Source organism: Scandinavium sp. UTDF21-P1B, from assembly GCF_040750395.1.
Lineage (GTDB): Bacteria > Pseudomonadota > Gammaproteobacteria > Enterobacterales > Enterobacteriaceae > Scandinavium.
On sequence record NZ_JBFLVD010000013.1, the window covers coordinates 97905 to 119302 of the forward strand.

The 21398-nt window shown below is 56.2% G+C and carries 17 protein-coding genes; 9 read left to right on the forward strand and 8 right to left on the reverse strand.

The features are described 5' to 3' along the window. Positions 1 to 9: 9 nt before the first annotated feature. A complete protein-coding gene (locus tag AB1287_RS10030; RefSeq protein WP_435617669.1) occupies positions 10 to 1071 on the reverse strand; it encodes an AI-2E family transporter in 1062 nt (353 codons plus the stop codon). A gap of 223 nt (positions 1072 to 1294) precedes the next feature. On the opposite strand from AB1287_RS10030, the gene bepA reads away from it, so the two are divergent. Together bepA and arsC are read left to right on the forward strand one after the other, a co-directional pair. Further along, positions 1295 to 2758: a beta-barrel assembly-enhancing protease gene (gene bepA, locus AB1287_RS10035; protein ID WP_435617670.1), complete on the forward strand. Its 1464-nt coding sequence runs from the start codon at positions 1295 to 1297 to the stop codon at positions 2756 to 2758. Positions 2759 to 2767: 9 nt separating this feature from the next. Continuing rightward, positions 2768 to 3124, forward strand: coding sequence for an arsenate reductase (glutaredoxin) (gene arsC / locus AB1287_RS10040; protein ID WP_435617671.1), 357 nt, complete (start codon positions 2768 to 2770; stop codon positions 3122 to 3124). A 3-nt stretch (positions 3125 to 3127) separates the two neighbouring features. On the opposite strand, the gene AB1287_RS10045 is transcribed toward arsC, so the two are convergent. Beyond that, on the reverse strand, positions 3128 to 3943 hold the full coding sequence (locus AB1287_RS10045; RefSeq protein WP_435617672.1) for a helix-turn-helix domain-containing protein: 816 nt from the start codon (positions 3941 to 3943) through the stop codon (positions 3128 to 3130). Positions 3944 to 4099: 156 nt separating this feature from the next. On the opposite strand from AB1287_RS10045, the gene celB reads away from it, so the two are divergent. The 3 genes from celB to AB1287_RS10060 are packed head-to-tail and all read left to right on the forward strand — an operon-like array spanning position 4100 to position 7819. Continuing rightward, positions 4100 to 5419, forward strand: a complete 1320-nt coding sequence (gene celB / locus AB1287_RS10050; RefSeq protein ID WP_435617673.1) for a PTS cellobiose transporter subunit IIC — start codon at positions 4100 to 4102, stop codon at positions 5417 to 5419. 2 nt (positions 5420 to 5421) lie between these two features. Further along, on the forward strand, positions 5422 to 6375 hold the full coding sequence (locus tag AB1287_RS10055; RefSeq protein WP_435617674.1) for a N(4)-(beta-N-acetylglucosaminyl)-L-asparaginase: 954 nt from the start codon (positions 5422 to 5424) through the stop codon (positions 6373 to 6375). Positions 6376 to 6379: 4 nt separating this feature from the next. Then, a complete protein-coding gene (locus tag AB1287_RS10060; RefSeq protein ID WP_435617675.1) occupies positions 6380 to 7819 on the forward strand; it encodes a M17 family metallopeptidase in 1440 nt (479 codons plus the stop codon). A gap of 78 nt (positions 7820 to 7897) precedes the next feature. On the opposite strand, the gene AB1287_RS10065 is transcribed toward AB1287_RS10060, so the two are convergent. The 5 genes from AB1287_RS10065 to bglK form a co-directional block, all read right to left on the reverse strand. Next, on the reverse strand, positions 7898 to 8599 hold the full coding sequence (locus tag AB1287_RS10065) for a DnaA inactivator Hda (RefSeq protein ID WP_312625285.1): 702 nt from the start codon (positions 8597 to 8599) through the stop codon (positions 7898 to 7900). Positions 8600 to 8705: 106 nt separating this feature from the next. Then, a complete protein-coding gene (gene uraA, locus AB1287_RS10070; protein WP_312625058.1) occupies positions 8706 to 9995 on the reverse strand; it encodes a uracil permease in 1290 nt (429 codons plus the stop codon). Positions 9996 to 10076: 81 nt separating this feature from the next. Further along, positions 10077 to 10703 (reverse strand): uracil phosphoribosyltransferase, encoded by a 627-nt coding sequence (upp, locus tag AB1287_RS10075; RefSeq protein ID WP_312625056.1) that lies wholly within the window; start codon positions 10701 to 10703, stop codon positions 10077 to 10079. Positions 10704 to 10930: 227 nt separating this feature from the next. Continuing rightward, the gene (locus AB1287_RS10080) at positions 10931 to 12361 is read right to left on the reverse strand and encodes a 6-phospho-beta-glucosidase (protein WP_435617676.1); all 1431 of its coding nucleotides are present in this window, start codon (positions 12359 to 12361) and stop codon (positions 10931 to 10933) included. Between the two features lie 13 nt (positions 12362 to 12374). After that, on the reverse strand, positions 12375 to 13250 hold the full coding sequence (bglK, locus tag AB1287_RS10085) for a beta-glucoside kinase BglK (protein WP_435617677.1): 876 nt from the start codon (positions 13248 to 13250) through the stop codon (positions 12375 to 12377). Between the two features lie 251 nt (positions 13251 to 13501). Here bglK and purM point away from each other — a divergent pair, with 251 nt between their 5' ends. From purM to ppx, 4 genes are all read left to right on the forward strand, one after another. Further along, positions 13502 to 14539, forward strand: coding sequence for a phosphoribosylformylglycinamidine cyclo-ligase (purM, locus tag AB1287_RS10090; protein WP_312625052.1), 1038 nt, complete (start codon positions 13502 to 13504; stop codon positions 14537 to 14539). Further along, the gene (gene purN / locus AB1287_RS10095; protein WP_312625051.1) at positions 14539 to 15180 is read left to right on the forward strand and encodes a phosphoribosylglycinamide formyltransferase; all 642 of its coding nucleotides are present in this window, start codon (positions 14539 to 14541) and stop codon (positions 15178 to 15180) included. Before purM ends, purN begins: the two co-directional genes overlap by 1 nt. Positions 15181 to 15388: 208 nt before the next feature. Continuing rightward, the gene (gene ppk1, locus AB1287_RS10100) at positions 15389 to 17449 is read left to right on the forward strand and encodes a polyphosphate kinase 1 (RefSeq protein WP_312625050.1); all 2061 of its coding nucleotides are present in this window, start codon (positions 15389 to 15391) and stop codon (positions 17447 to 17449) included. A gap of 3 nt (positions 17450 to 17452) precedes the next feature. After that, positions 17453 to 18994: an exopolyphosphatase gene (gene ppx, locus AB1287_RS10105; RefSeq protein WP_312625049.1), complete on the forward strand. Its 1542-nt coding sequence runs from the start codon at positions 17453 to 17455 to the stop codon at positions 18992 to 18994. 10 nt (positions 18995 to 19004) lie between these two features. Here ppx and AB1287_RS10110 read toward each other — a convergent pair whose 3' ends face one another. After that, complete coding sequence (locus tag AB1287_RS10110) at positions 19005 to 21230, reverse strand: EAL domain-containing protein (protein WP_435617678.1); 2226 nt, start codon at positions 21228 to 21230, stop codon at positions 19005 to 19007. Between the last annotated feature and the right edge of the window lie 168 nt (positions 21231 to 21398).

Below are 21398 nucleotides of genomic sequence, written 5' to 3' on the forward strand. Positions count from 1 at the left end.
GGCCTTTTTCTACTCTTCTACCGCCGGGCTGTCCGGCCAGGCATGTACTACCGCTTTAATCAGCGTCGCCAGCGGAATGGCGAAGAACACGCCCCAGAAGCCCCACAGGCCGCCGAAAATCACCACTGAAAGAATAATCACCAGCGGGTGCAGGTTCACCGCTTCGGAGAACAGCACCGGCACCAGAAGGTTGCCGTCAAGACCCTGAATAATCAGGTACACGGCAAACAGGCTCCAGAACTCTGTTCCCAGGCCAAACTGGAACAGCGCCACGCACACCACCGGAATGGTGACCACGAACGCGCCGATGTAAGGGATTAGTACAGACACGCCCACCAGCACCGCCAACAGCAGCGAGTAGTTCAGGCCAAACAGCAGGAAGCCAATCCAGGTCGCCACGCCGACGACGATCATCTCCAGTACTTTGCCACGAATGTAGTTGGTGATTTGCTGATTCATCTCCTTCCACACCTGCCCCGCCAGTCCGCGGTTTCTTGGCAGCACGCGGCGCACGGCATTGAGCATCTGCTCTTTATCCTTCACCAAGAAGAACACCATCAGCGGCACCAGCACCAGGTAGACGGAAAGCGTCAGCAGCCCGACCAGCGAAGCGAGCGAATATTTCACCACCGAATCACCCATGGTCGTCATTCGCGCACGCATGTTCTCCGCCATCGCATCGATGATCCCTGCATCCATCAACGCCGGATAGCGGCGCGGCAGCGTGGCGGCAAAATCAGAGAGCTTATTCAGCATGCCGGGCATGTCGCGAATTAAATTGATGCCCTGCTGCCAGGCGACGGGCATCACCACAAACGCCATCAGCAGCATCGCACCGACGAAAAGCACCAGCACAATTGAGGTTGCCCAACGGCGCGAGCAGCCAATACGCTCCAGACGCGCGGTCGGCCATTCGAGGAGATAGGCCAGTACCAGCGCCACCAGCAAGGGGGCCAGCAGTCCGCTGAAGAAGAAGAGAATGCCGAAGCCGGCAAGCAGAATGACCAGCAGCGCTATCGCTTCCGGGTCGCTGAAACGACGACGATACCACTGCATTAACATTTCGAGCATAACTACACCGTTCCCTGAATGGCGGGCAAAAGGCCCGCATGAATTGTATCGAAGTGTCACAAAATTGCCTTCGCTTTTTGCCGCGGGCCGCACATGACAGCAAAAGTCGCGCGCGGGTATTTCCAGGCGTCTCTCTGCCAGCTACACTGCCAGGGCAGCCGACAGTGGAACGTTACGCCGCGTTGTCGGTCAAACTGGCACACCCTACAGACAGGATCGAGTTATGTTCAGGCAGTTAAAGAAAACGCTGGTTGCGACTCTCATCGCGTCGTTGACCCTGGGCCAGGCCCTGCCTGCCTTCGCGGATACCGCCGATTCCCTGCCGGATATGGGCACCACCGCAGGCAGCACGCTCTCTATCGGACAAGAGATGCAAATGGGTGATTACTACGTGCGCCAGCTGCGCGGCAGCGCCCCGCTGATAAACGATCCGCTGCTGGTGCAGTACATTAACGGCCTCGGGATGCGCCTGGTTTCCCACGCCAACTCGGTGCGCACGCCGTTCCATTTCTTTTTAATTAACAACGACGAGCTGAACGCCTTCGCCTTCTTTGGCGGCAACGTAGTATTGCACTCGGCGCTGTTCCGCTATGCCGATACCGAAAGCCAGCTGGCGTCGGTCATGGCGCACGAAATCTCTCACGTCACCCAGCGTCACCTCGCACGCGCAATGGAAGATCAGAAGCGTAATGCGCCGCTGACCTGGGTCGGAGCGCTGGGCTCCATTCTGTTAGCGATGGCAAGCCCGCAGGCCGGGATGGCAGCGCTGACCGGCACGCTGGCAGGCACGCAGCAGGGGCTCATCAGCTTTACGCGTCAGAACGAAGAAGAGGCCGACCGTATCGGGATCCAGGTGCTGCAGCGCTCCGGCTTCGACCCGCAGGGCATGCCGCAGTTTATGGACAAGCTGATGGATCAGTCCCGCTATTCATCGCGCCCGCCGGAAATGCTGCTGACGCACCCGTTGCCGGAGAGCCGTCTTGCCGATGCGCGTAACCGCGCCAACCAGATGCGTCCGGTGGTAGTGCAGTCTTCAGAAGATTTCTACATGGCAAAAGCGCGTACGCTTGGCATGTACAACAACGGGCAGAATCAGCTTGGCAGCGATCTGCTGGACAACTGGTCGAAAGGTAATATTCGCGAACAGCGCGCCGCGCAGTATGGCCGGGCGCTTCAGGCGATGGAAGCCAATAACTACGCGGAAGCCGGCAAGCAACTACAGCCGCTGCTCACGGCCAACCCGCAAAACGCCTGGTATCTCGACCTCGCCACCGACATTTCACTCGGGCAGAAAAAGAACGCCGAGGCGGTTAATCGCCTGAAAGCAGCAAAAGATTTACGTACCAATCCTGTCCTGCAGCTGAACCTTGCCAACGCCCTGCTACAGTCCGGAAATCCGGGTGAAGCGGCAACGCTGCTTAACCGCTATACGTTCACTTATAAAGATGACACCAACGGCTGGGATCTGTTGGCGCAGGCGGAAGGCCAGCTCGGCAATCGCGATCAGGAGCTGGCGGCACGCGCTGAAAATATGGCGCTGGTTGGCCGGCTCGATCAGGCCATTTCTCTGCTCAGCAGCGCCAGTTCGCAGGTTAAGCTCGGCAGTCTGCAGCAGGCCCGCTATGACGCACGCATCGATCAGTTCCGCCAGCTGCAGGCCACCTTTAAACCCTATATGAAAATGTAAGGATACCCGATGAGTCACCCGGTCACCATTTACCATAACCCGCGCTGCTCCAAAAGCCGCGAAACCTTAGCGCTGCTGAAAGAGAAAGGCGTAGAGCCGGAGGTCATTCTGTACCTTGATACGCCGCCGGATGCCGCCCAGCTGAAACAGCTGCTGAAGTTGCTCGGCATGAAAAGTGCCCGCGAGCTGATGCGCCAGAAAGAAGATCTCTATAAAGAGCTGAATCTGGCGGACAGCTCGCTCAGCGAGGCCGATCTTGTCAACGCAATGATTGCCAATCCGAAGCTGATTGAACGCCCGATTGTGGTGAAAAACGGCCAGGCGCGCATTGGTCGTCCGCCGGAGTCCGTGCTGGAAATCCTGTAATCTTTAGCGCCGCAGCGCTTCCAGAAAGGCCTGCGGCGTACACTCTCCTAATTTCTTCTGCGCCTTCCCTGTATTCCATAGTTCACATAGCCGCCGCACCAGTGCATCCGGCTCCGCTGCCGCCGGGATCAGTGTACTCAGATTTTCCGTGAAGGTTATCGCCACAGGAGTGACCTCCGGCTTACGAATAACAATCAGCCCCGGTATCTCAATCGCGAACCATTTAATGGCCTCAGTCTCAAGACATTGAATATCAGCCGGGCAGCATGCAAGCGTTTCATCCAGCCAGGTTTTGACCAGCGGGAGAGACATCCCGGAAAAGACCCGCGCAGAGCACCAGCCGCTGACGGATTCACGTGCCCACAGCAGATGGTGCTCACCTCCGTCGTCCATGGTCATCGACAATCGACGGTAGTGCAGCGTCAGCGTGTCAGGCATATGCCCGTTTTTCAGGGCCCTGACGCCCTGCGGCCCCGGCTTTTCCCGCTGATGCGCAGGACGAAGATAGCGGTTGAGCGTGGCGCGGGAAACCGGGATCCCCAGCCCTTCATTTACCATAAACAGCAGCTCATCCAGCGGTGCGTGCAGCGTATCGCGCAGTGCGTTCACCACCGCGGTCTGCTCAGGTCTCATTGCTTTGTATATCACATGCGGCGTCGTATGCCGGTCGCCCGTTTGTTCGCGGTTGCGCCAGCGTCGAACGGTGGTCACGGAAATACCCAGCTCTTTCGCCAGCTCCCGGTCGCTTTTATCGGATTCCTGAAGATAACGACGGATCCGCGGCGTGGTGGTGGCATTGGCGTGCAGCTTAATTTCCATCGTCGGCTCCTGATGATTTTATATAATCAATCATATGAGACTTATATTTCCTGTGCGCTGGCATTGTGACCGAATTCACCTTTCATCATCCGCCTTTCATTGATAATCCGCAGTCATAACACACAACCCAACACTCAGTCTCGTGCGGAGCTCACAATGAACAATGTTCTGGGATTTTTAGAAGCCAAACTGATGCCACTGGCGGCCAAAGCGGCGGCACAGCGCCACCTTTGCGCGATTCGCGGTGCCTACGTTTCATTCATGCCGTTTATTATCGTCGGTTCGATCCTGCTGGTGATCTCCTCCTTCCCGAATCAGGGCTACCAGCAGTTCATGTCTCATACCTTTGGTGACAGCTGGAGCAGCATCGTCGAGATCCCGTTTAACGCGGTGTTCTCCACGATGTCGCTGTTTATCAGCTTCCTGGTCGCCTATCGTCTGGCGGAACACTATAAAGAAGACCGCCTTTCCTGTGGGATCCTGGCGCTGGTCTGTTTTCTGATCCTCACGCCGTTTATTAAAGTAGCTGAAAACGGCAGCATCACCGTCATACCCGTTGAGTGGATCGGGACTAAAGGTCTGTTCGTGTCAATGATTGGCTCCCTGCTGTGGACGGAGCTGTTCTGCTGGCTGAAGCGCAAAAAGCTGGTTATTAAAATGCCGGACGGCGTGCCACCTGCGGTACAGGAATCCTTTGCCGCGCTGATCCCGGCGCTGCTGGTGATGATTCTGGTGCTGGTTATCCGTATCGGCTTTGAAAATACCCACTACCGCACCATCCACCAGTTCATCTATGAAGTGGTCGCCACGCCGGTGCGCCACTATGGCACCTCCTATTTCGGTGCGCTGATGACGGTGTTCAGCATCACCATTCTGTGGTCCGTCGGCATTAACTCCGGCTCGATGATCAACGGCATCATTCGCCCGCTGTGGATGGAAAATCAGACCGACAACATCGCCGCCATTCAGGCGGGCGTCACGCCGCCGCACATCATTACCGAGCAGTTCTTCGATATGATCTGGATGGGCGGTGCGGGGGCCACGCTGTCGCTGGTTATCGCGATGCTGATTTTCGCCCGCAGTAAAAACATGCGCGAAGTGGCACGCCTCGGCGCGGGTGCTTCCCTCTTTAATATCAACGAGCCGGTGCTGTTCGGCCTGCCGGTGATCATGAATCCGATCATGCTAATCCCGTTCAACCTCGTCCCGCTGGTGCTGGTCACAATCCAGTATGTAGCAATGAAAATTGGCGCGGTGGCCGTCACCACCGGAGTATTTATTCCGTGGACGCTGCCGCCTGTGCTGAGCGGGTTTATCGTCACCGGGCACCTCTCGGGCAGCGTGATGCAAATCCTTAATCTGCTGATTGGCGCGATGCTCTACCTGCCGTTTATGCGCATCCTCGACAAGCAGTACCGCGCCGCAGAAGCCATCACCGAAACAGAAACCAGCAAGCTTGCAAAACAGGAGTCGTAACGATGTGGGGAATTATTGCAACCTGGCGTATGGCGCTGGAAGGGGTTACCGAAGCCGCCACAAAGCTTGCTGGAGGGAGTGGTGCTTCGGCGAGTATCGTCGACGCGGTTGCCGCCGTGGAAGATTTTCCGTACTACAAATCCGTGGGCTATGGCGGATTGCCGACGGAAAACGGTGAAGTCGAACTGGATGCCGCCTTTATGGACGGCGATACTCTGGCGTTTGGTGCCGTCGGTAACCTGATCGATATCGCTAACCCGGTGCGCGTGGCGCAGGCGCTGAGCCGCCAGCGCTACAACTCGCTGCTGGTCGGCCAGGGCGCACGCGAATGGGCTCTGGAACAGGGCTTCGCGGAGAAAACCATGCTCACTGACCGCGCGATGCAGCATTACCGCAAGCGCTGTCGCGAAACGCTGGATAAAGGCTTAAGTCCGTATGATGGCCACGACACCGTTGGCATTATCGGCCTCGATAAGCAAAGTTCAATGAGCGTCGCCACCTCCACCAGCGGCCTGTTTATGAAGAAGCGTGGCCGCATCGGTGACTCACCGATTATGGGCTCCGGCTTCTACTGCGACAGCGAAACTGGCGCGGCAACCGCCACCGGCGTGGGCGAAGATTTAATGAAGGGCTGCACCAGCTATGAAATCGTCCGCCGCATGGCGGGAGGCATGACGCCGCAGCAGGCCGCCGATTCCGTGGTCTTCGAACTGGAAGACAAGCTGATGTCACGCTTTGGCCGCGCGGGCGATCTTTCCGTGGTGTGTATGAATCGCCACGGCGAGTTTGGCGCCGCAACCAACATCAAAACGTTCTCGTTTGTGGTAGCGACTGAGAAACAGCCGCTGACCGTCTTCCGCGCCGAGCGCCGCGCAGAAAAAACTCACTATCAGCCAGTCGACGACGAATGGATGCAGGCTTACGCCGCACGCATTCGCGCACCGATTGAGGAGTAAAAGAATGGAATACCACGTCATCACTGAGCCTTCCGCTCTGCGCCCCGGCAGCCATTTAATCACTTCGCCGCGCAGCCCGCTGCTGAGGTCTCTCGACCTTTCCGTTACAGGTGAGATGATCGCCCTGACAGACAAAGGTGAAGTGGCAGACTGCCGCTTTGCCTGCGCGCCTTTTTCCCGCCTGACGCTGCTCCCGAATCAAGCCTGGGATGATACCCTGACGGACGAATTGCTCGCGCAGCTGCGCCCGCTTTTCAAAGCGCCCACCAGCGACAATGTGATAGTGGATTTCTCCGTCATTACCGAAACTCGCGTTCGTGATTCAGCGCTACGCTGGTTCTTCAATCTCGATCATCGACTGGACGATCTGGGCCTGAAAACGACTGCCGGTCACAGCGTACGGGTCAAAACGCTGACCGTTTTCTGTCCGTCGTCACAGCAGGAAGCCTTGCAGAAGGCCTGCCGTCAGCAGTCGGCTATTGCCAACGGAATGCTCGCAGCCCGTCGTCTCGCGGATATCCCGTCGGAAACCTGCACGCCGCAGTTTGTGGTGGAAGAAGCTGAGCGTCTTTGTGCCGCTTTCCCGGCGCTACGCTGCGAAGTGCTGGATGAACACGCCATTCAGGAGCAAGGCCTTGGGCTGCTGTACGCGGTTGGCAAGGGCTCCACGCGCCCTCCTCGCCTGCTGGCGATTCACTATGATGGCGTGGCAAACGGCCCGGTACGCACTTACGTCGGCAAAGGTATTACCTTCGATACCGGCGGTCTGTGGCTAAAGGAAGGCGCAGGCATGTACACCATGAAGTACGACATGTGCGGCGCGGCGAACGTGCTGGGGCTGATGCTGAGCATTGCCGAACTGGCGCTGCCCGTGCGGGTGATGGGCGTACTGGCGCTGGCGGAAAACGCGATTGGTCCGGACGCGATGCAGCCCGGCAGCGTGGTGCGCGCCTGTAACGGCATGACGGTGGAAATCAACAATACCGATGCCGAAGGCCGTCTGGTGCTGGCCGACGCCATCGCCTGGGCCAGCCAGCGCCACGAAAAGACGCATTTCATCATCGATATGGCGACCTTGACCGGCGCAGTAGTCAAAGCGCTGGGCTATGAGCTAAGCGGGCTGATGACGCAAAGTGAAACGCTGCGGGAACAGCTTACGCAGGCCGGCAAGAAAAGCGGGGACGAAGTATGGTCGCTGCCGCTCGATAAGCGCCTGAAAAAGCAAACCGAAAGCGCCATTGCGGATTTATGCAACACGCCGACAAACAATGCGGCGATAAGCGCCTCGGCGGCATGGCTGCTCCAGGCCTTCTGCCCACCGGAAATCCCATGGGCGCATCTGGACGTCAGCGGCACGGCGCTGTGGCGCGAAGGAGGAAGAAGCGTGGCGTCCGGCAGGCCGATTCCGCTGCTGATGCAGCATTTGCTGGACGAGCTGAGCTAAATGAAACCGCCCGGTGGCGCTGAGCTTACCGGGCCTACAGCTCACGTAAGTCGGGCAAACAACGTGCCGCCCGGCAAGTTACAACTTAAGGATCTCTTTCACAAACGGAATCGTCAGCTTACGCTGGGCGGTGATTGACGCGTGATCGAGCTGATCCAGCGTCATAAACAGGGTGCGGGTTTCACGGTCAAGGCGCTTCATCAGGAAGCGGCACACGTCTTCCGGCATTTCGAAACCACGCATTTTTGCACGCAGCTGCAATGCCTGCAGTTTGTCTTCGTCCGACAGCGGCTGAAGCTTGTAGATTTGCCCCCAGTCGAGGCGCGAGGCCAGATCCGGTAAGCCAAGATTGAGCTGACGCGGAGGACGGTCGCCGGTGATCAGCAGCCGCGTTTTGCCGGATTCCAGAATGCGGTTATAGAGATTGAAAATCGCCATTTCCCACAGGTCATCCCCGGCCACGCACTCGATATTATCGATGCAGACCAGCGCCAGTTGCTCCATTCCCTCCAGCACTTCAGGCACAAACCAGGTGCGTTTATCGAGCGGAACATAGCCCACCGCATCACCGCGCTGCGACAGTTCGGCGCACGCCGCGTGCAGCAAATGGCTGCGGCCAGCGCCTTCGCGCGACCAGACGTAGATGTATCCGCTGTGTTCCTGACGCAGCATGGTTTGCACTGCGGCAAGTAAAGAAGAGTTATCGCCCGCCCAGAAACTCGCAAAAGTTTCGTCGTCGGGAAGATAGAGTGGCAGAGAGAGCTGAGCCGGAGCGTTCAGAGTGACCTCAACATGGAACTGCTAAAAACGCGATGAGTGTAACACAAAAGCCATGAAGGAGAGAACCGGGCGGATCCTTTGCCCGGTCATTCGATCGTCAGAACGATCAGTGAGACGGCGTCTCGCTGTCGGCCGCGTCCAGCACTTCTTCTTCCGGACGCAGGACGCTGATCAGCTTGAAGATCAGGCTCAGTGCAATACCGACGATGGTTGCCAGCGCCATGCCTTTCAGCTCCGCTGCGCCAATGTGAACTTTCGCACCGCTGACGCCGATGATCAGGATAACGGAGGTCAGGATCAGGTTCTGCGCTTTGCTGTAATCCACTTTCGATTCAATCAGCACACGAATACCGGACGCACCGATCACCCCATACAGCAGCAGCGAAACGCCCCCCATCACCGGGACAGGAATGATCTGGATAGCCGCCGCCAGTTTACCCACGCAGGAGAGCAGAATAGCAATCACCGCCGCGCCGCCGATAACCCAGGTGCTGTATACGCGGGTGATCGCCATTACGCCGATGTTTTCGCCGTAGGTGGTATTTGGCGTGGAGCCGAAGAAACCGGAGATTACAGTGGAAAGGCCGTTGGCAAACATTGAACGGTGCAGGCCAGGATCCTTGATCAGGTCCTTTTTCACGATGTTCGCGGTAACCACCAGGTGGCCGACGTGTTCCGCGATAACTACCAGCGCCGCAGGCAGAATGGTGAAAATAGCAAACCACTCAAAGCGAGGCGTATAGAACGTTGGCAGCGCGAACCAGTGCGCCTGGCTGATTGCTGCGGTATCCACCATGCCCATGGAGAATGACAGGCCATAACCCACCAGCACGCCAATCAGAATAGGGATAATCGCCAGGAAGCCACGGAACAGCACGGAGCCAAACACCGTCACAGCCAGCGTCACCATGGACACGATGATCACTTTGCTGTCAACGCTCTGGCCGTCGGCAGGCAGCAGACCGGCCATGTTCGCGGCAACGCCCGCCAGTTCGAGACCGATAACCGCGACGATTGCGCCCATCGCTGCCGGCGGGAACATCACATCCAGCCAGCCGGTTCCGGCTTTCTTCACGATGAATGACACCAGGCAGAACAGCACGCCGCACATGATAAAGCCGCCGAGCGCCACTTCATATCCCAGCGGCAGCAGAAGCAGTACGGGGGAAATAAACGCAAAGCTTGAGCCCAGATAGGCCGGAATTTTGCCTTTGCATATGAACAGATACAGCAGCGTGCCGATGCCGTTAAACAGCAGGACCGTTGCCGGGTTAATATGAAAAAGCACAGGCACCAGCACGGTTGCGCCAAACATGGCGAACAGATGCTGCAAACTAAGCGGGATGGTCTGTAAAAGCGGCGGTCTTTCACTAACCCCGATAGCGCGGCGCGTCATAGTCGTTTCCTCTGAGTATTGTTGTTGTGTTGTAGTCAAAAAAAAGCCGACTCTCAAAGTCGGCTCTTTTTAGTGAATCACTTACTTGGTACCAAAGATCTTATCGCCGGCATCGCCAAGGCCCGGGATGATGTACCCGTGCTCGTTGAGGCCCTGGTCGATGGAAGCGGTGTACAGTTCAACGTCCGGATGCGCTTTCTCCAGCGCGGCAATACCTTCCGGCGCAGCAACCAGTACCAGCACTTTAATGCTGTTACAGCCGGCGTTTTTCAGCAGGTCGATGGTGGCGATCATAGAGCCGCCGGTTGCCAGCATCGGGTCAACCACCAGCGCCATACGCTCGTCGATGTTGGAGACCAGCTTCTGGAAATACGGAACCGGTTCGAGGGTTTCTTCATTACGGTAGATGCCGACCACGCTGATACGCGCGCTCGGAACGTGCTCCAGCACGCCTTCCATCATGCCGAGGCCTGCACGCAGGATTGGTACAACGGTAATTTTTTTGCCTTTGATCTGCTCAATCTGCACCGGGCCATTCCAGCCTTCGATGGTAACGGTTTCGGTTTCCAGATCGGAGGTCGCTTCATAGGTCAGTAAGCTGCCAACTTCTGAGGCGAGTTCACGGAAGCGTTTAGTGCTGATGTCATGCTCACGCATCAGGCCCAGCTTGTGTTTGACGAGTGGGTGTTTCACTTCAACAATCTTCATTCTCTTTCTCCTCTGAGGTGGCATCCGCAAAAAAATCGCGGGATTATACCGCTTTTTTTGGATTGCGCCATACCCGTGTTGCTTGACGTATATCAAGCAAAGTGATTTAGAGACAAAAAAACCGGAGGCAGGGCTCCGGCTTGGGCGCAGGGTTCTGCCCGGTGGCGCTACGCTTACGCGGGCCTACGTGTATTGTAGGTCGGGTAAGCGTTAGCGCCACCCGACAGCTACAGGTTATTTCCGTTGCTGGCGATCACCTGCTGATACCACTCAAACGACTTCTTCTTACTGCGCTCAAGCGTGCCGTTGCCTTCGTTATCTTTATCAACGTAGATAAAGCCGTAGCGTTTTTTCATCTCGCCGGTCCCGGCAGAAACAAGATCGATACAGCCCCATGGCGTATAGCCCATCAGATCCACGCCGTCTTCCACGACCGCTTTTTTCATCTCAGCAATGTGCGCAGACAGATAATCGATACGGTACTGGTCATTCACGCTGCCGTCCGCTTCACGTACGTCAATCGCCCCAAAGCCGTTTTCAACAATAAACAGCGGCAGCTGATAGTGATCCCAGAACCAGTTCAGGGAGTAGCGCAGCCCCACCGGGTCAATCTGCCAGCCCCAGTCAGATTTCTTCACGTACGGATTGGAGACCAGCGCTTTCGTTTCGTCGTAGTCCAGCATTGGGTTATCTTCCGTCGCCTTAGTTGCGAAGGACATGTAGTAGCTGAAGCCGATGTAATCGACGCAGCCCTGCAGCAGCGCCGCTTTATCTTCGGCGGTGATATCCAGCGTAAAGCCGCGGCGGTCGAAGTAGTTCAGCAGGTGCTGCGGGTATTTGCCGCGCACGTGGACGTCGGTAAACCAGTAGCGTTTATGCATGGCGTTCATCGCCATCATCATGTCATCCGGCACGCAGGTCAGCGGGTAAATCGGGCACATGGCGATCATGCAACCGACCTGCAATGACGGGTTAATCTCACGGGCAATTTTCACCGCCAGGGCGCTTGCCACCAGCTCGTAGTGCGCCGCCTGATACATAATCGGCTCGCGATCTTCACCCTCTTCATACTTAATGCCGGAGTTGGTGAACGGTGCGAAATCTTCGTGGTAGTTGGCCTGGTTGTTGATTTCGTTGAAGGTCATCCAGTACTTCACTTTGTGCTGATAGCGCTCGAAGGCCACTTTCGCAAAGCGCACGAAGAAGTCGATGGTTTTACGGTTACGCCAGCCGCCGTACTCTTTCACCAGGAAGTAAGGCATTTCGAAGTGCGACAGGGTGATCACCGGCTCGATGCCGTACTTCAGGCACTCGTCGAACAGGTCATCGTAGAATTTCAGACCCGCTTCGTTCGGCTCCAGCTCATCGCCTTTCGGGAACAGTCGCGTCCACGCGATAGAGGTGCGGAAGCATTTAAAGCCCATTTCGGCGAACAATTTAATGTCGTCTTTATAGCGGTGATAAAAATCGATCGCCTCGTGGTTCGGGTAGTTTTTTCCTGGCAGCACGCCGTCGGTGATTTCACGCGCCAGGCCGTGAGCGCCTGCTGTCATCACATCAGCCACGCTTGGGCCTTTCCCGCCCTCTTTCCAGCCGCCTTCCAGCTGATGCGCCGCCACGGCCCCGCCCCACAGAAAATCGCTTTTAAATCCGGACATAACCACTCCCTCTTTAACGTTCAGACTGCTGATTAAAATGATAAACCGCGCCGAGTAGCCCGGCGTCGTTGCCGTGACTCACGGCATCAACGTATTCGTCGATGCCAAACCAGGCGAGATGCTGTTTGAGCTGCGCCAGAAAACCGGGGCGCTCCGTAACGCCGCCGCCGAGCAATATCATCTGCGGATCGAAAAGATTAACCAGGTTGTAAAGCCCGGCGCCCAGGCCATTGAAGAACTCTTCGACCAGACGCTGGCAGGTCACATCACCGGCATCCCAGGCATCAAAAATCTCTTCACCGCTGACTTCTTCCAGCGCTTTACCACAGTGTTGGCTGTAACGGCTGCGCAGAACGCGCATTGTGCAGGTGGCATTCATGGTGTAATGCGTGGGATGGCGGCTGCCGGGGCGTTCAGTGAACATATAGCCAAACTCGCCCGCACGAAATTTTGCGCCGCGCACCAGCTGATTGTTACAGAAGATGGCTCCGCCGATCCCCGTGCCGATGGTCAGCACCAGAAAATCGCTCATTTCAGCGGCTCTGCCCTGCCAGCGCTCAGCCAGCAGCACGCAGTTGGCGTCGTTTTCGATCGCAACCGGAAGCCCGGTGCGCTCTTCAAGCCACGCCCTGATGGCGAAATTATCGAACTTGCGGATAGCACCGCCCATCTCGATAAAGCCAGAGTGGGGATTCACATAGCCTGGCGCGCTGATGGCAATGCCTTCGCACTCAGAATGCGTGTCGATCCAGTGCAGGACCCCTTCTAAAATCGCATCCCCGTCGCTGCCGGTAACGATGGCTTTACTTTTGGCGAGTATCGCCCCTTCCTGCGTCACTACGCCCATTTTCAGCGCCGTTCCACCAATATCAAACGCGGCAATGTGCATCTGTGCCTTCCTCCGAATGCCATTTCAGAAACCGGTTTCAGTGGAATATTGTGTGCTCTGGCAATAACCTGCAAGCATTAAACCGTAACCGGTTTCATTTTCGTGAACGGGTTCAAATTTGCCGCCGGGGCTTCACTATCGTGTAAATATTCGTCAGCAAAAGATATCCCTCGCCCAGGCTCGCAAACGTTTGCTTAGGCTGTTAGAATGGCGCCGATTTTATTTGCTAACGCCCTTCGTGGAGATTTGCAGTGACCGACAAAACCTCTCTCAGCTACAAAGATGCCGGTGTTGATATTGACGCAGGTAATGCTCTGGTTGACCGAATCAAAGGTGTGGTGAAGAAAACCCGTCGCCCGGAAGTGATGGGTGGCCTGGGTGGCTTCGGCGCACTGTGCGCGCTGCCGCAAAAATATCGTGAGCCAGTGCTGGTTTCCGGCACGGACGGCGTTGGCACCAAGCTTCGCCTGGCAATGGATCTTAAGCGTCATGACACCATTGGCGTCGATCTCGTGGCGATGTGCGTTAACGACCTGGTGGTTCAGGGCGCTGAACCGCTGTTCTTCCTCGACTATTACGCCACCGGCAAGCTGGATGTCGATACCGCAGCCAGCGTTATCTCCGGCATCGCCGAAGGCTGCCTGCAGTCCGGCTGCGCGCTGGTCGGGGGTGAAACGGCAGAGATGCCGGGCATGTACCACGGCGAAGATTATGACGTAGCCGGTTTCTGCGTCGGCGTGGTTGAAAAGTCAGAAATTATCGACGGCAGCAAAGTGGCCGACGGCGACGTGCTGATTGCGCTGGCCTCCAGCGGTCCGCACTCCAACGGCTATTCTCTGGTGCGTAAGATCATCGAAGTCAGCGGCTGCAACCCGGAAACCGAAGCGCTGGAAGGCAAATCGCTGGCCGATCACCTGCTGGCCCCGACCCGCATCTACGTGAAAAATGTGCTGGAGCTGATTGCGAACGTTGACGTCCACGCCATTGCCCACCTGACGGGTGGCGGCTTCTGGGAGAACATCCCGCGCGTGCTGCCGGACAACACCCAGGCGGTAATCGACGAATCCTCCTGGCAGTGGCCTTCCGTATTCAACTGGCTGCAAAAAGCGGGCAACGTTAGCCAACACGAAATGTACCGCACCTTTAACTGCGGTGTAGGGATGGTGATTGCGCTCCCGGCAACTGAGGCGGATAAAGCGGTCGCGCTGATGAATGAGAAAGGTGAAAACGCGTGGAAAATCGGGTATATCAAAGCTTCCGATTCTGAACAGCGTGTGGTCATCGAGTAATGAAAAACATTGTGGTGCTGATTTCTGGCAACGGAAGCAACCTGCAGGCGATTATCGATGCCTGCAAGCAGAAGAGAATCAACGGCACCCTGCGTGCAGTGTTCAGCAACAAGGCCGATGCGTTCGGCCTTGAGCGAGCGCGTGAAGCAGATATTCCTGCCCATGCGCTGTCCGCCAGTCAGTTTTCCAGTCGCGAAGCCTTCGATCGCGAACTGATCCAGGAGATTGACGCCTACGCGCCCGACGTAGTCGTACTTGCAGGCTATATGCGCATTCTCAGCCCGGCTTTTGTCGCGCACTATTATGGCCGTTTGCTGAACATTCACCCTTCCCTGCTGCCGAAATACCCGGGCCTGCATACCCATCGTCAGGTGCTGGACAACGGCGACGAAGAGCATGGCACCTCGGTGCATTTCGTTACCGACGAGCTCGACGGCGGCCCGGTGATCCTTCAGGCCAAAGTGCCGGTGTTTGCCGGCGACACGGAAGAGGAAATCACCGACCGCGTGCAGCATCAGGAGCATGCAATCTATCCGCTGGTCGTCAGCTGGTTTGTTGATGGCCGTCTGGAAATGAAAAATAACGGCGCCTGGCTCGACGGCGTGCAGCTTCCTGCTCAGGGACATGCTTCCGAAGACTAACTTACCGTCGGGTGGCGCTACGCTTACCCGACCTACAAACCGTAGGCCCGGGCAAGCACAGCGCTGCCGCGCATCTACGCCCCAACGCCTTAATATCCTCAAGAAAAAAATTAACTGTCATACTTATCTGGCACAGTTGGACATCTCAGGTCAAAGCTCGCCATAATGTGAGGGCTGCCCGCGTCAATCAACCGGAGTGTGAGGAGTAATGGGTCAGGATAAGCTTTATATCGAAAAAGAACTGAGCTGGTTGTCATTTAACGAGCGCGTTCTCCAGGAAGCGGCGGATAAAAGCAACCCGTTGATAGAACGCATGCGCTTTTTGGGGATCTACTCCAATAACCTGGATGAGTTCTACAAGGTGCGTTTTGCCGAACTCAAGCGCCGCATTATCATCAGTGAAGAGCAAGGCATTACCGCCCATTCCCGCCATCTACTCGGTAAAATTCAGGCCCGGGTGCTGAAGGCCGACCAGGAATTCGACAGTCTCTATAACGAGCTGCTGCTGGAAATGGCACGCAACCAGATATTCCTGATCAACGAACGTCAGCTGTCGGTCAATCAGCAAGGCTGGCTGCGCCACTACTTTAAACACTATCTGCGCCAGCACATCACGCCAATCCTGATTAACCGCGAAACCGATCTGGTGTCGTTCCTGAAGGACGATTACACCTATCTGGCGGTGGAGATTATTCGCGGCGACGAAATCAGCTACGCGCTGCTGGAAATTCCGTCTGATAAAGTACCGCGCTTTGTTAACCTGCCACCGGAAACGCCGCGCCGTCGTAAGCCGATGATCCTGCTGGATAACATTCTTCGCTACTGTCTCGACGACATCTTTAAGGGCTTCTTTGATTACGACGCCCTGAACGCCTACTCGATGAAAATGACCCGCGACGCCGAGTACGACCTGGTGCACGAGATGGAATCGAGCCTGATGGAGCTGATGTCTTCCAGCCTTAAGCAGCGCCTGACCGCAGAGCCGGTGCGCTTTGTTTATCAGCGCGACATGCCGGATGCGATGGTCGAAATGCTGCGCAATAAGTTCGCCATCACCCGCTATGACTCCATCGTCCCCGGCGGACGCTACCACAACTTTAAGGACTTTATCGGCTTCCCGAACGTTGGCAAAGCCAACCTGGTGAACAAGCCGCTGCCGCGCCTGCGACACGTCTGGTTTGATAAATTCCGTAACGGGTTTGATGCGATCCGCGAGCGCGACGTGCTGCTCTACTATCCGTATCACACCTTCGAGCACGTTCTGGAACTGCTGCGTCAGGCATCGTTTGACCCAAGCGTACTGGCGATCAAAATCAATATCTACCGCGTGGCGAAAGACTCCCGCATCATTGATTCGATGATTCACGCCGCCCACAACGGCAAAAAAGTTACCGTAGTGGTCGAGCTTCAGGCGCGCTTTGATGAAGAGGCCAACATTCACTGGGCGAAGCGCCTCACCGAAGCGGGCGTGCACGTTATCTTCTCCGCGCCGGGCCTGAAAATTCACGCCAAGCTGTTCCTTATCTCACGTAAGGAGGGCGATGAAGTGGTGCGCTACGCGCATATCGGCACCGGGAACTTCAACGAAAAAACCGCCCGTATTTACACCGACTATTCGCTGCTGACCGCCGATGCGCGCATCACTAACGAAGTGCGTCGGGTGTTTAACTTCATTGAGAACCCTTACCGTCCGGTGAATTTCGATTACCTGATGGTGTCGCCGCAAAACTCGCGCCGCCTGCTGTACGAGATGATCGACAAAGAGATCGCCAATGCCCAGAATGGCTTGCCTTCTGGCATAACGCTGAAGCTGAACAATCTGGTCGACAAAGGCCTGGTTGACAGACTCTATGCGGCGTCCGGCTCCGGCGTACCGGTGAATCTGCTGATCCGCGGCATGTGTTCGCTGATCCCCCAGCTGGAAGGCATCAGCGAAAATATTAACGTCATCAGCATCGTTGACCGCTACCTTGAGCACGATCGGATCTATATTTTTGAAGACGGCGGCAGCAAAAAGGTGTGGCTCTCGTCGGCAGACTGGATGACGCGAAATATCGACTACCGCATTGAAGTCGCCACGCCGCTGCTTGACCCGCGCCTGAAGCAGCAGGTGCTGGATATCATCGATCTGCTGTTCAGCGACACCGTAAAAGCCCGTTTTATCGACAAAGAGCTGAGTAATCGCTATGTGCCTCGCGGCAATCGCCGCAAAGTCCGGGCCCAGCTGGCGATTTACGACTACATCAAAACCCTTGAGCAAGCCGACTAATCTATGCCCATTAAAACCAAAACGTCACGACCGCAGGAGATTGCTGCGGTCGACCTGGGATCGAACAGTTTTCATATGGTGATTGCGCGCGTCGTCGACGGTGCACTGCAAATTATTGGCCGCCTGAAGCAGCGCGTTCATCTGGCCGACGGCCTGGGTGAAAATAACATGCTCAGCGAAGAAGCAATAGAGCGTGGCATGAGCTGCCTCTCTCTGTTTGCTGAGCGTCTGCAAGGGTTTTCCCCGGCAAACGTGGTCATCGTCGGCACCCACACGCTTCGCCAGGCGCTGAACGCGCCAGAGTTTCTCAAGCGTGCAGAAAAGGTTATCCCCTACCCGATTGAAATCATTTCGGGTAATGAAGAAGCCCGCCTGATTTTTATGGGCGTGGAGCACACGCAGCCGGAAAAAGGCCGCAAGCTGGTGATCGACATCGGCGGCGGTTCAACGGAGCTTGTGATCGGCGAAGACTTCACCCCGCAGCTGGTGGAAAGCCGCCGTATGGGCTGCGTCAGCTTCGCCCAGACGTTCTTCCCCGGCGGCGCCATCAGCAAAGAGAACTTCCAGCGCGCTCGCCTCGCGGCGGTGCAGAAGCTTGAAACGCTCTCCTGGCAGTATCGTATTCAGGGCTGGAACGTGGCGATGGGCGCATCGGGCACCATTAAAGCGGTGCACGAAGTGCTGGTCGAAATGGGCGAGAAGGACGGCATCATCACCCCTGAACGCCTGGATATGTTGGTTGCAGAGGTACTGAAGTTCAAAAGCTTCAGCGCACTGAGCCTGCCGGGCCTGTCCGAAGACCGCCAGGCGGTCTTTATGCCTGGCCTCGCCATTCTTTGCGGCGTGTTTGATTCGCTGGCAATTAAAGAGCTGCGCCTGTCTGACGGCGCGCTGCGCGAGGGCGTGCTGTACGAAATGGAAGGTCGCTTCCGCCACGATGATATTCGTATCCGCACCGCCGAAAGTCTGGCGAGCCAGTACAACGTGGACCGCGAACAGGCGCGCCGCGTGCTGGAAACCACCAACCGCATGTACGAGCAGTGGGTTGAGCAAAACGGCAAGCAGGCGCACCCGCAGCTGGCAGCGCTGCTGAAGTGGTCCGCGATGCTGCACGAGGTTGGGCTGAATATCAATCACAGCGGAATGCACCGCCATTCGGCATACATTCTGCAAAACAGCGATTTGCCGGGCTTTAATCAGGAACAGCAGATGCTTATCGCCACGCTGGTTCGCTATCATCGCAAGGCGGTAAAACTCGACGATCTGCCGCGCTTTACACTGTTTAAGAAAAAGCAGTTCTTGCCGATGATCCAGCTGCTGCGCCTCGGCGTGCTGCTGAATAACCAGCGTCAGGCGACAACCACTCCGCCGACGCTGAAGCTCACCACCGAAGCGAATCACTGGACGCTGTGCTTCCCGCACGACTGGTTTAGCCAGAACGCACTGGTGCTGCTCGATCTGGAAAAAGAGCAGCAGTACTGGCAGGCGGTAACCGGCTGGGCGCTGAAAATTACCGAAGAAGCGTCACCCGATATCGCGGCCTGACGGGCACGGTTCACTCATCTGCGGCAGCCAGGCCTTCCAAAGGCTCTGGCTTGCCGATATAAAAGCCCTGTAGATAATCAATCCCCAGCTCCAGTGCAGCTTGCTGAATCTCTTCCGTTTCAACGAACTCCGCCACGACATGCATGTTTTTCATCCGCGCAAGGTGGCAGATAGACGACACAATCTGGTAGTCCAGACTGCTGGAAAGCAGGTTCTGAATAAAGCTGCCATCGATCTTCAGGATATCGGCATTGATCTTTTTCAACCGCGAATAGCTGGCGTAACCGGTACCAAAATCATCGATAGCAATCCGGCAGCCAAGCGCCTGGAGCTGCTCAATATTTTGCATCGCCTGTTCAGGGTGGCTCAGCGATTGCGTTTCGGTTATCTCGAACACCAGCTGCCAGCCCTGAATGTTATAGCGCGTCAACAGGCTTGCTACCGTTTTTGGAAACTGCGAGCCGCAGGCCGATGACGGTGAAATATTGATCGACAGGCGCAGGCCAGGCAGCACTTTACGACGGGTATCCATGAAGATCAGAGCGTGTTCTATCACCCAAAGATCGATGCGCGATGACAGACCGAACTCATGCGCAACCGGTAAAAAATCCTCCGGCGCGATCAGCCGATCGTTTTCACCCTGCAAACGAAGAAGCACCTCGTGGTAATTGTCGCCGCGGATCCCGACGATCGGCTGAACCATCAGGCTGAAGCCGTCATGTTCCAGCGCCAGCTGGAGGCGATTCATCACCGTAACCTTTTCTTTCAGCCGCTGCTGTAAATACACGGTATTACGGTGCTGCAAATTCTCGGGAGAGCCCGTAATCAGCGACACATTCGCAATGGAGCTCAGCTCCCCCAGCAGCATCGACAGTTGCAGCACCGGAGAACGAACGTGGCAATAGCTGACGCCCACATTAGGCTGCAGCGGCATACCGTCCCAGACAAAGCGGAATGTCTTGATAAGCGCATCGAGAGAAGCAATGCGCAGATCGTGCGAATCCGTGTTGAGGCGGATCACCAGATCGTGACCGGAGAGCTGATAAATGCTCTCACCATCCTGCAGAGCGGACTCCAGCCATTTGCCGAGGTTTTGCTTGTACTGAATCCTTACCATCATGCCGTAGTGGCGCCCGAGCACTTCCAGCTCCGGTATACGCAGGAAGCAAAGCACGGACCACGGCGTGGAAGATAGCTTACGGCTTAGCGCCCACAGATTTGGCATCTGAACTACGGGGTCAATATACGCCATCCGCTTCACCCGGGCATGGATAATGCGCTGTTCTGTCGCAAGCATCGCCATGTACATCACGATAAATGAGAACACCAGGTAGCTCGACGACGTGATCGCCAGCTGTGTGCTGTAGCTCGAATAAACCGGAATGTAGCGGTAATAGAAGTGAATACTGACGATAAGCACCAGCGTCCATATAATGGACATCAGACGATAGCCAAAGCGCATTGCCCCCCACAGCATCACGGGCAGCAGCAGAGAGAGCGTGTAATTGGTGGTAAAAATAGAGGCAGCATTCGGCTCAGGAATAAAAAGTAATCCAATAATCATCAATAAAATCAGCGACCAGAGTGCGATCTCCATCGTTGAAACTTTATAGTCAATCTGCAGACGAAGCTGAGAATAAAACGAGCGCAGGTACAAAGGATTGCGGATAGCCCTGATTACCAGGTAGCAGAGCGGTACCCCCGTTAAGCATCCCACCAGCATGGATTGATAGTTAATCAGGCTGTGCAGCGTCAGCGGACCAGCACCTGCCAGCGAAATACTGGCAGGAAGAATGTCAAAAAAGACGCAGGCCAACAGCAGTAATTGAAACACCGTGGCGGGGAAAAAGACCTGCCAAAAGAGGCGCTGCGGCATCAGCCGCGTACTGCCGTAGGTGATGGAATGTCGGTGCGGGACAAACACCCTATAGCCGCCCCAGCTCAGGATCACCGGAATTAAAAAATGGAAGACGATGACGACACGTTCAGGCACCGACATGCCCTGAGCGATGATAAACCAGATACCCAGCACAATGCCGGGCAGCGCGTCCCAGCCAAAGAAAAGCATCAGCGTCAGAAGCAACGCCAGCGGCAAATAGTAAAGCGAAACAATCCCGCCATCGATCCGGGTGAAGGTGTTCGCACTTCGGGCGACTGGTAGCAGGATAAGAGGCAGAATAAGTGGGAGTCCCCACCATTTATCACGAGTTTTTTTGTAGAGTTCAGTAAGGTGCATAGATGCTCAAGGGCAGTTCCCATTCCCGATGGGGCAGAGTCAGACAGGCATCCAACCTGATGGGCGATCCCGACAAATCCACAGTACGGATCGAGGCAAGAGATTATAGTTAGCGGCAGCGCAAGCGATTTGACTTAAATCAACAAAAGGAGCCAGCCGGAAAAATCC

Bases quoted from the DNA above. Each gene is read 5' to 3' on its own strand.
- AB1287_RS10030 (WP_435617669.1), bottom strand. From the start codon at position 1,071: ATGCTCGAAATGTTAATGCAGTGGTATCGTCGTCGTTTCAGCGACCCG.
- bepA (WP_435617670.1), top strand. From the start codon at position 1,295: ATGTTCAGGCAGTTAAAGAAAACGCTGGTTGCGACTCTCATCGCGTCG.
- arsC (WP_435617671.1), top strand. From the start codon at position 2,768: ATGAGTCACCCGGTCACCATTTACCATAACCCGCGCTGCTCCAAAAGC.
- AB1287_RS10045 (WP_435617672.1), bottom strand. From the start codon at position 3,943: ATGGAAATTAAGCTGCACGCCAATGCCACCACCACGCCGCGGATCCGT.
- celB (WP_435617673.1), top strand. From the start codon at position 4,100: ATGAACAATGTTCTGGGATTTTTAGAAGCCAAACTGATGCCACTGGCG.
- AB1287_RS10055 (WP_435617674.1), top strand. From the start codon at position 5,422: ATGTGGGGAATTATTGCAACCTGGCGTATGGCGCTGGAAGGGGTTACC.
- AB1287_RS10060 (WP_435617675.1), top strand. From the start codon at position 6,380: ATGGAATACCACGTCATCACTGAGCCTTCCGCTCTGCGCCCCGGCAGC.
- uraA (WP_312625058.1), bottom strand. From the start codon at position 9,995: ATGACGCGCCGCGCTATCGGGGTTAGTGAAAGACCGCCGCTTTTACAG.
- upp (WP_312625056.1), bottom strand. From the start codon at position 10,703: ATGAAGATTGTTGAAGTGAAACACCCACTCGTCAAACACAAGCTGGGC.
- AB1287_RS10080 (WP_435617676.1), bottom strand. From the start codon at position 12,361: ATGTCCGGATTTAAAAGCGATTTTCTGTGGGGCGGGGCCGTGGCGGCG.
- bglK (WP_435617677.1), bottom strand. From the start codon at position 13,250: ATGCACATTGCCGCGTTTGATATTGGTGGAACGGCGCTGAAAATGGGC.
- purN (WP_312625051.1), top strand. From the start codon at position 14,539: ATGAAAAACATTGTGGTGCTGATTTCTGGCAACGGAAGCAACCTGCAG.
- ppk1 (WP_312625050.1), top strand. From the start codon at position 15,389: ATGGGTCAGGATAAGCTTTATATCGAAAAAGAACTGAGCTGGTTGTCA.
- ppx (WP_312625049.1), top strand. From the start codon at position 17,453: ATGCCCATTAAAACCAAAACGTCACGACCGCAGGAGATTGCTGCGGTC.
- AB1287_RS10110 (WP_435617678.1), bottom strand. From the start codon at position 21,230: ATGCACCTTACTGAACTCTACAAAAAAACTCGTGATAAATGGTGGGGA.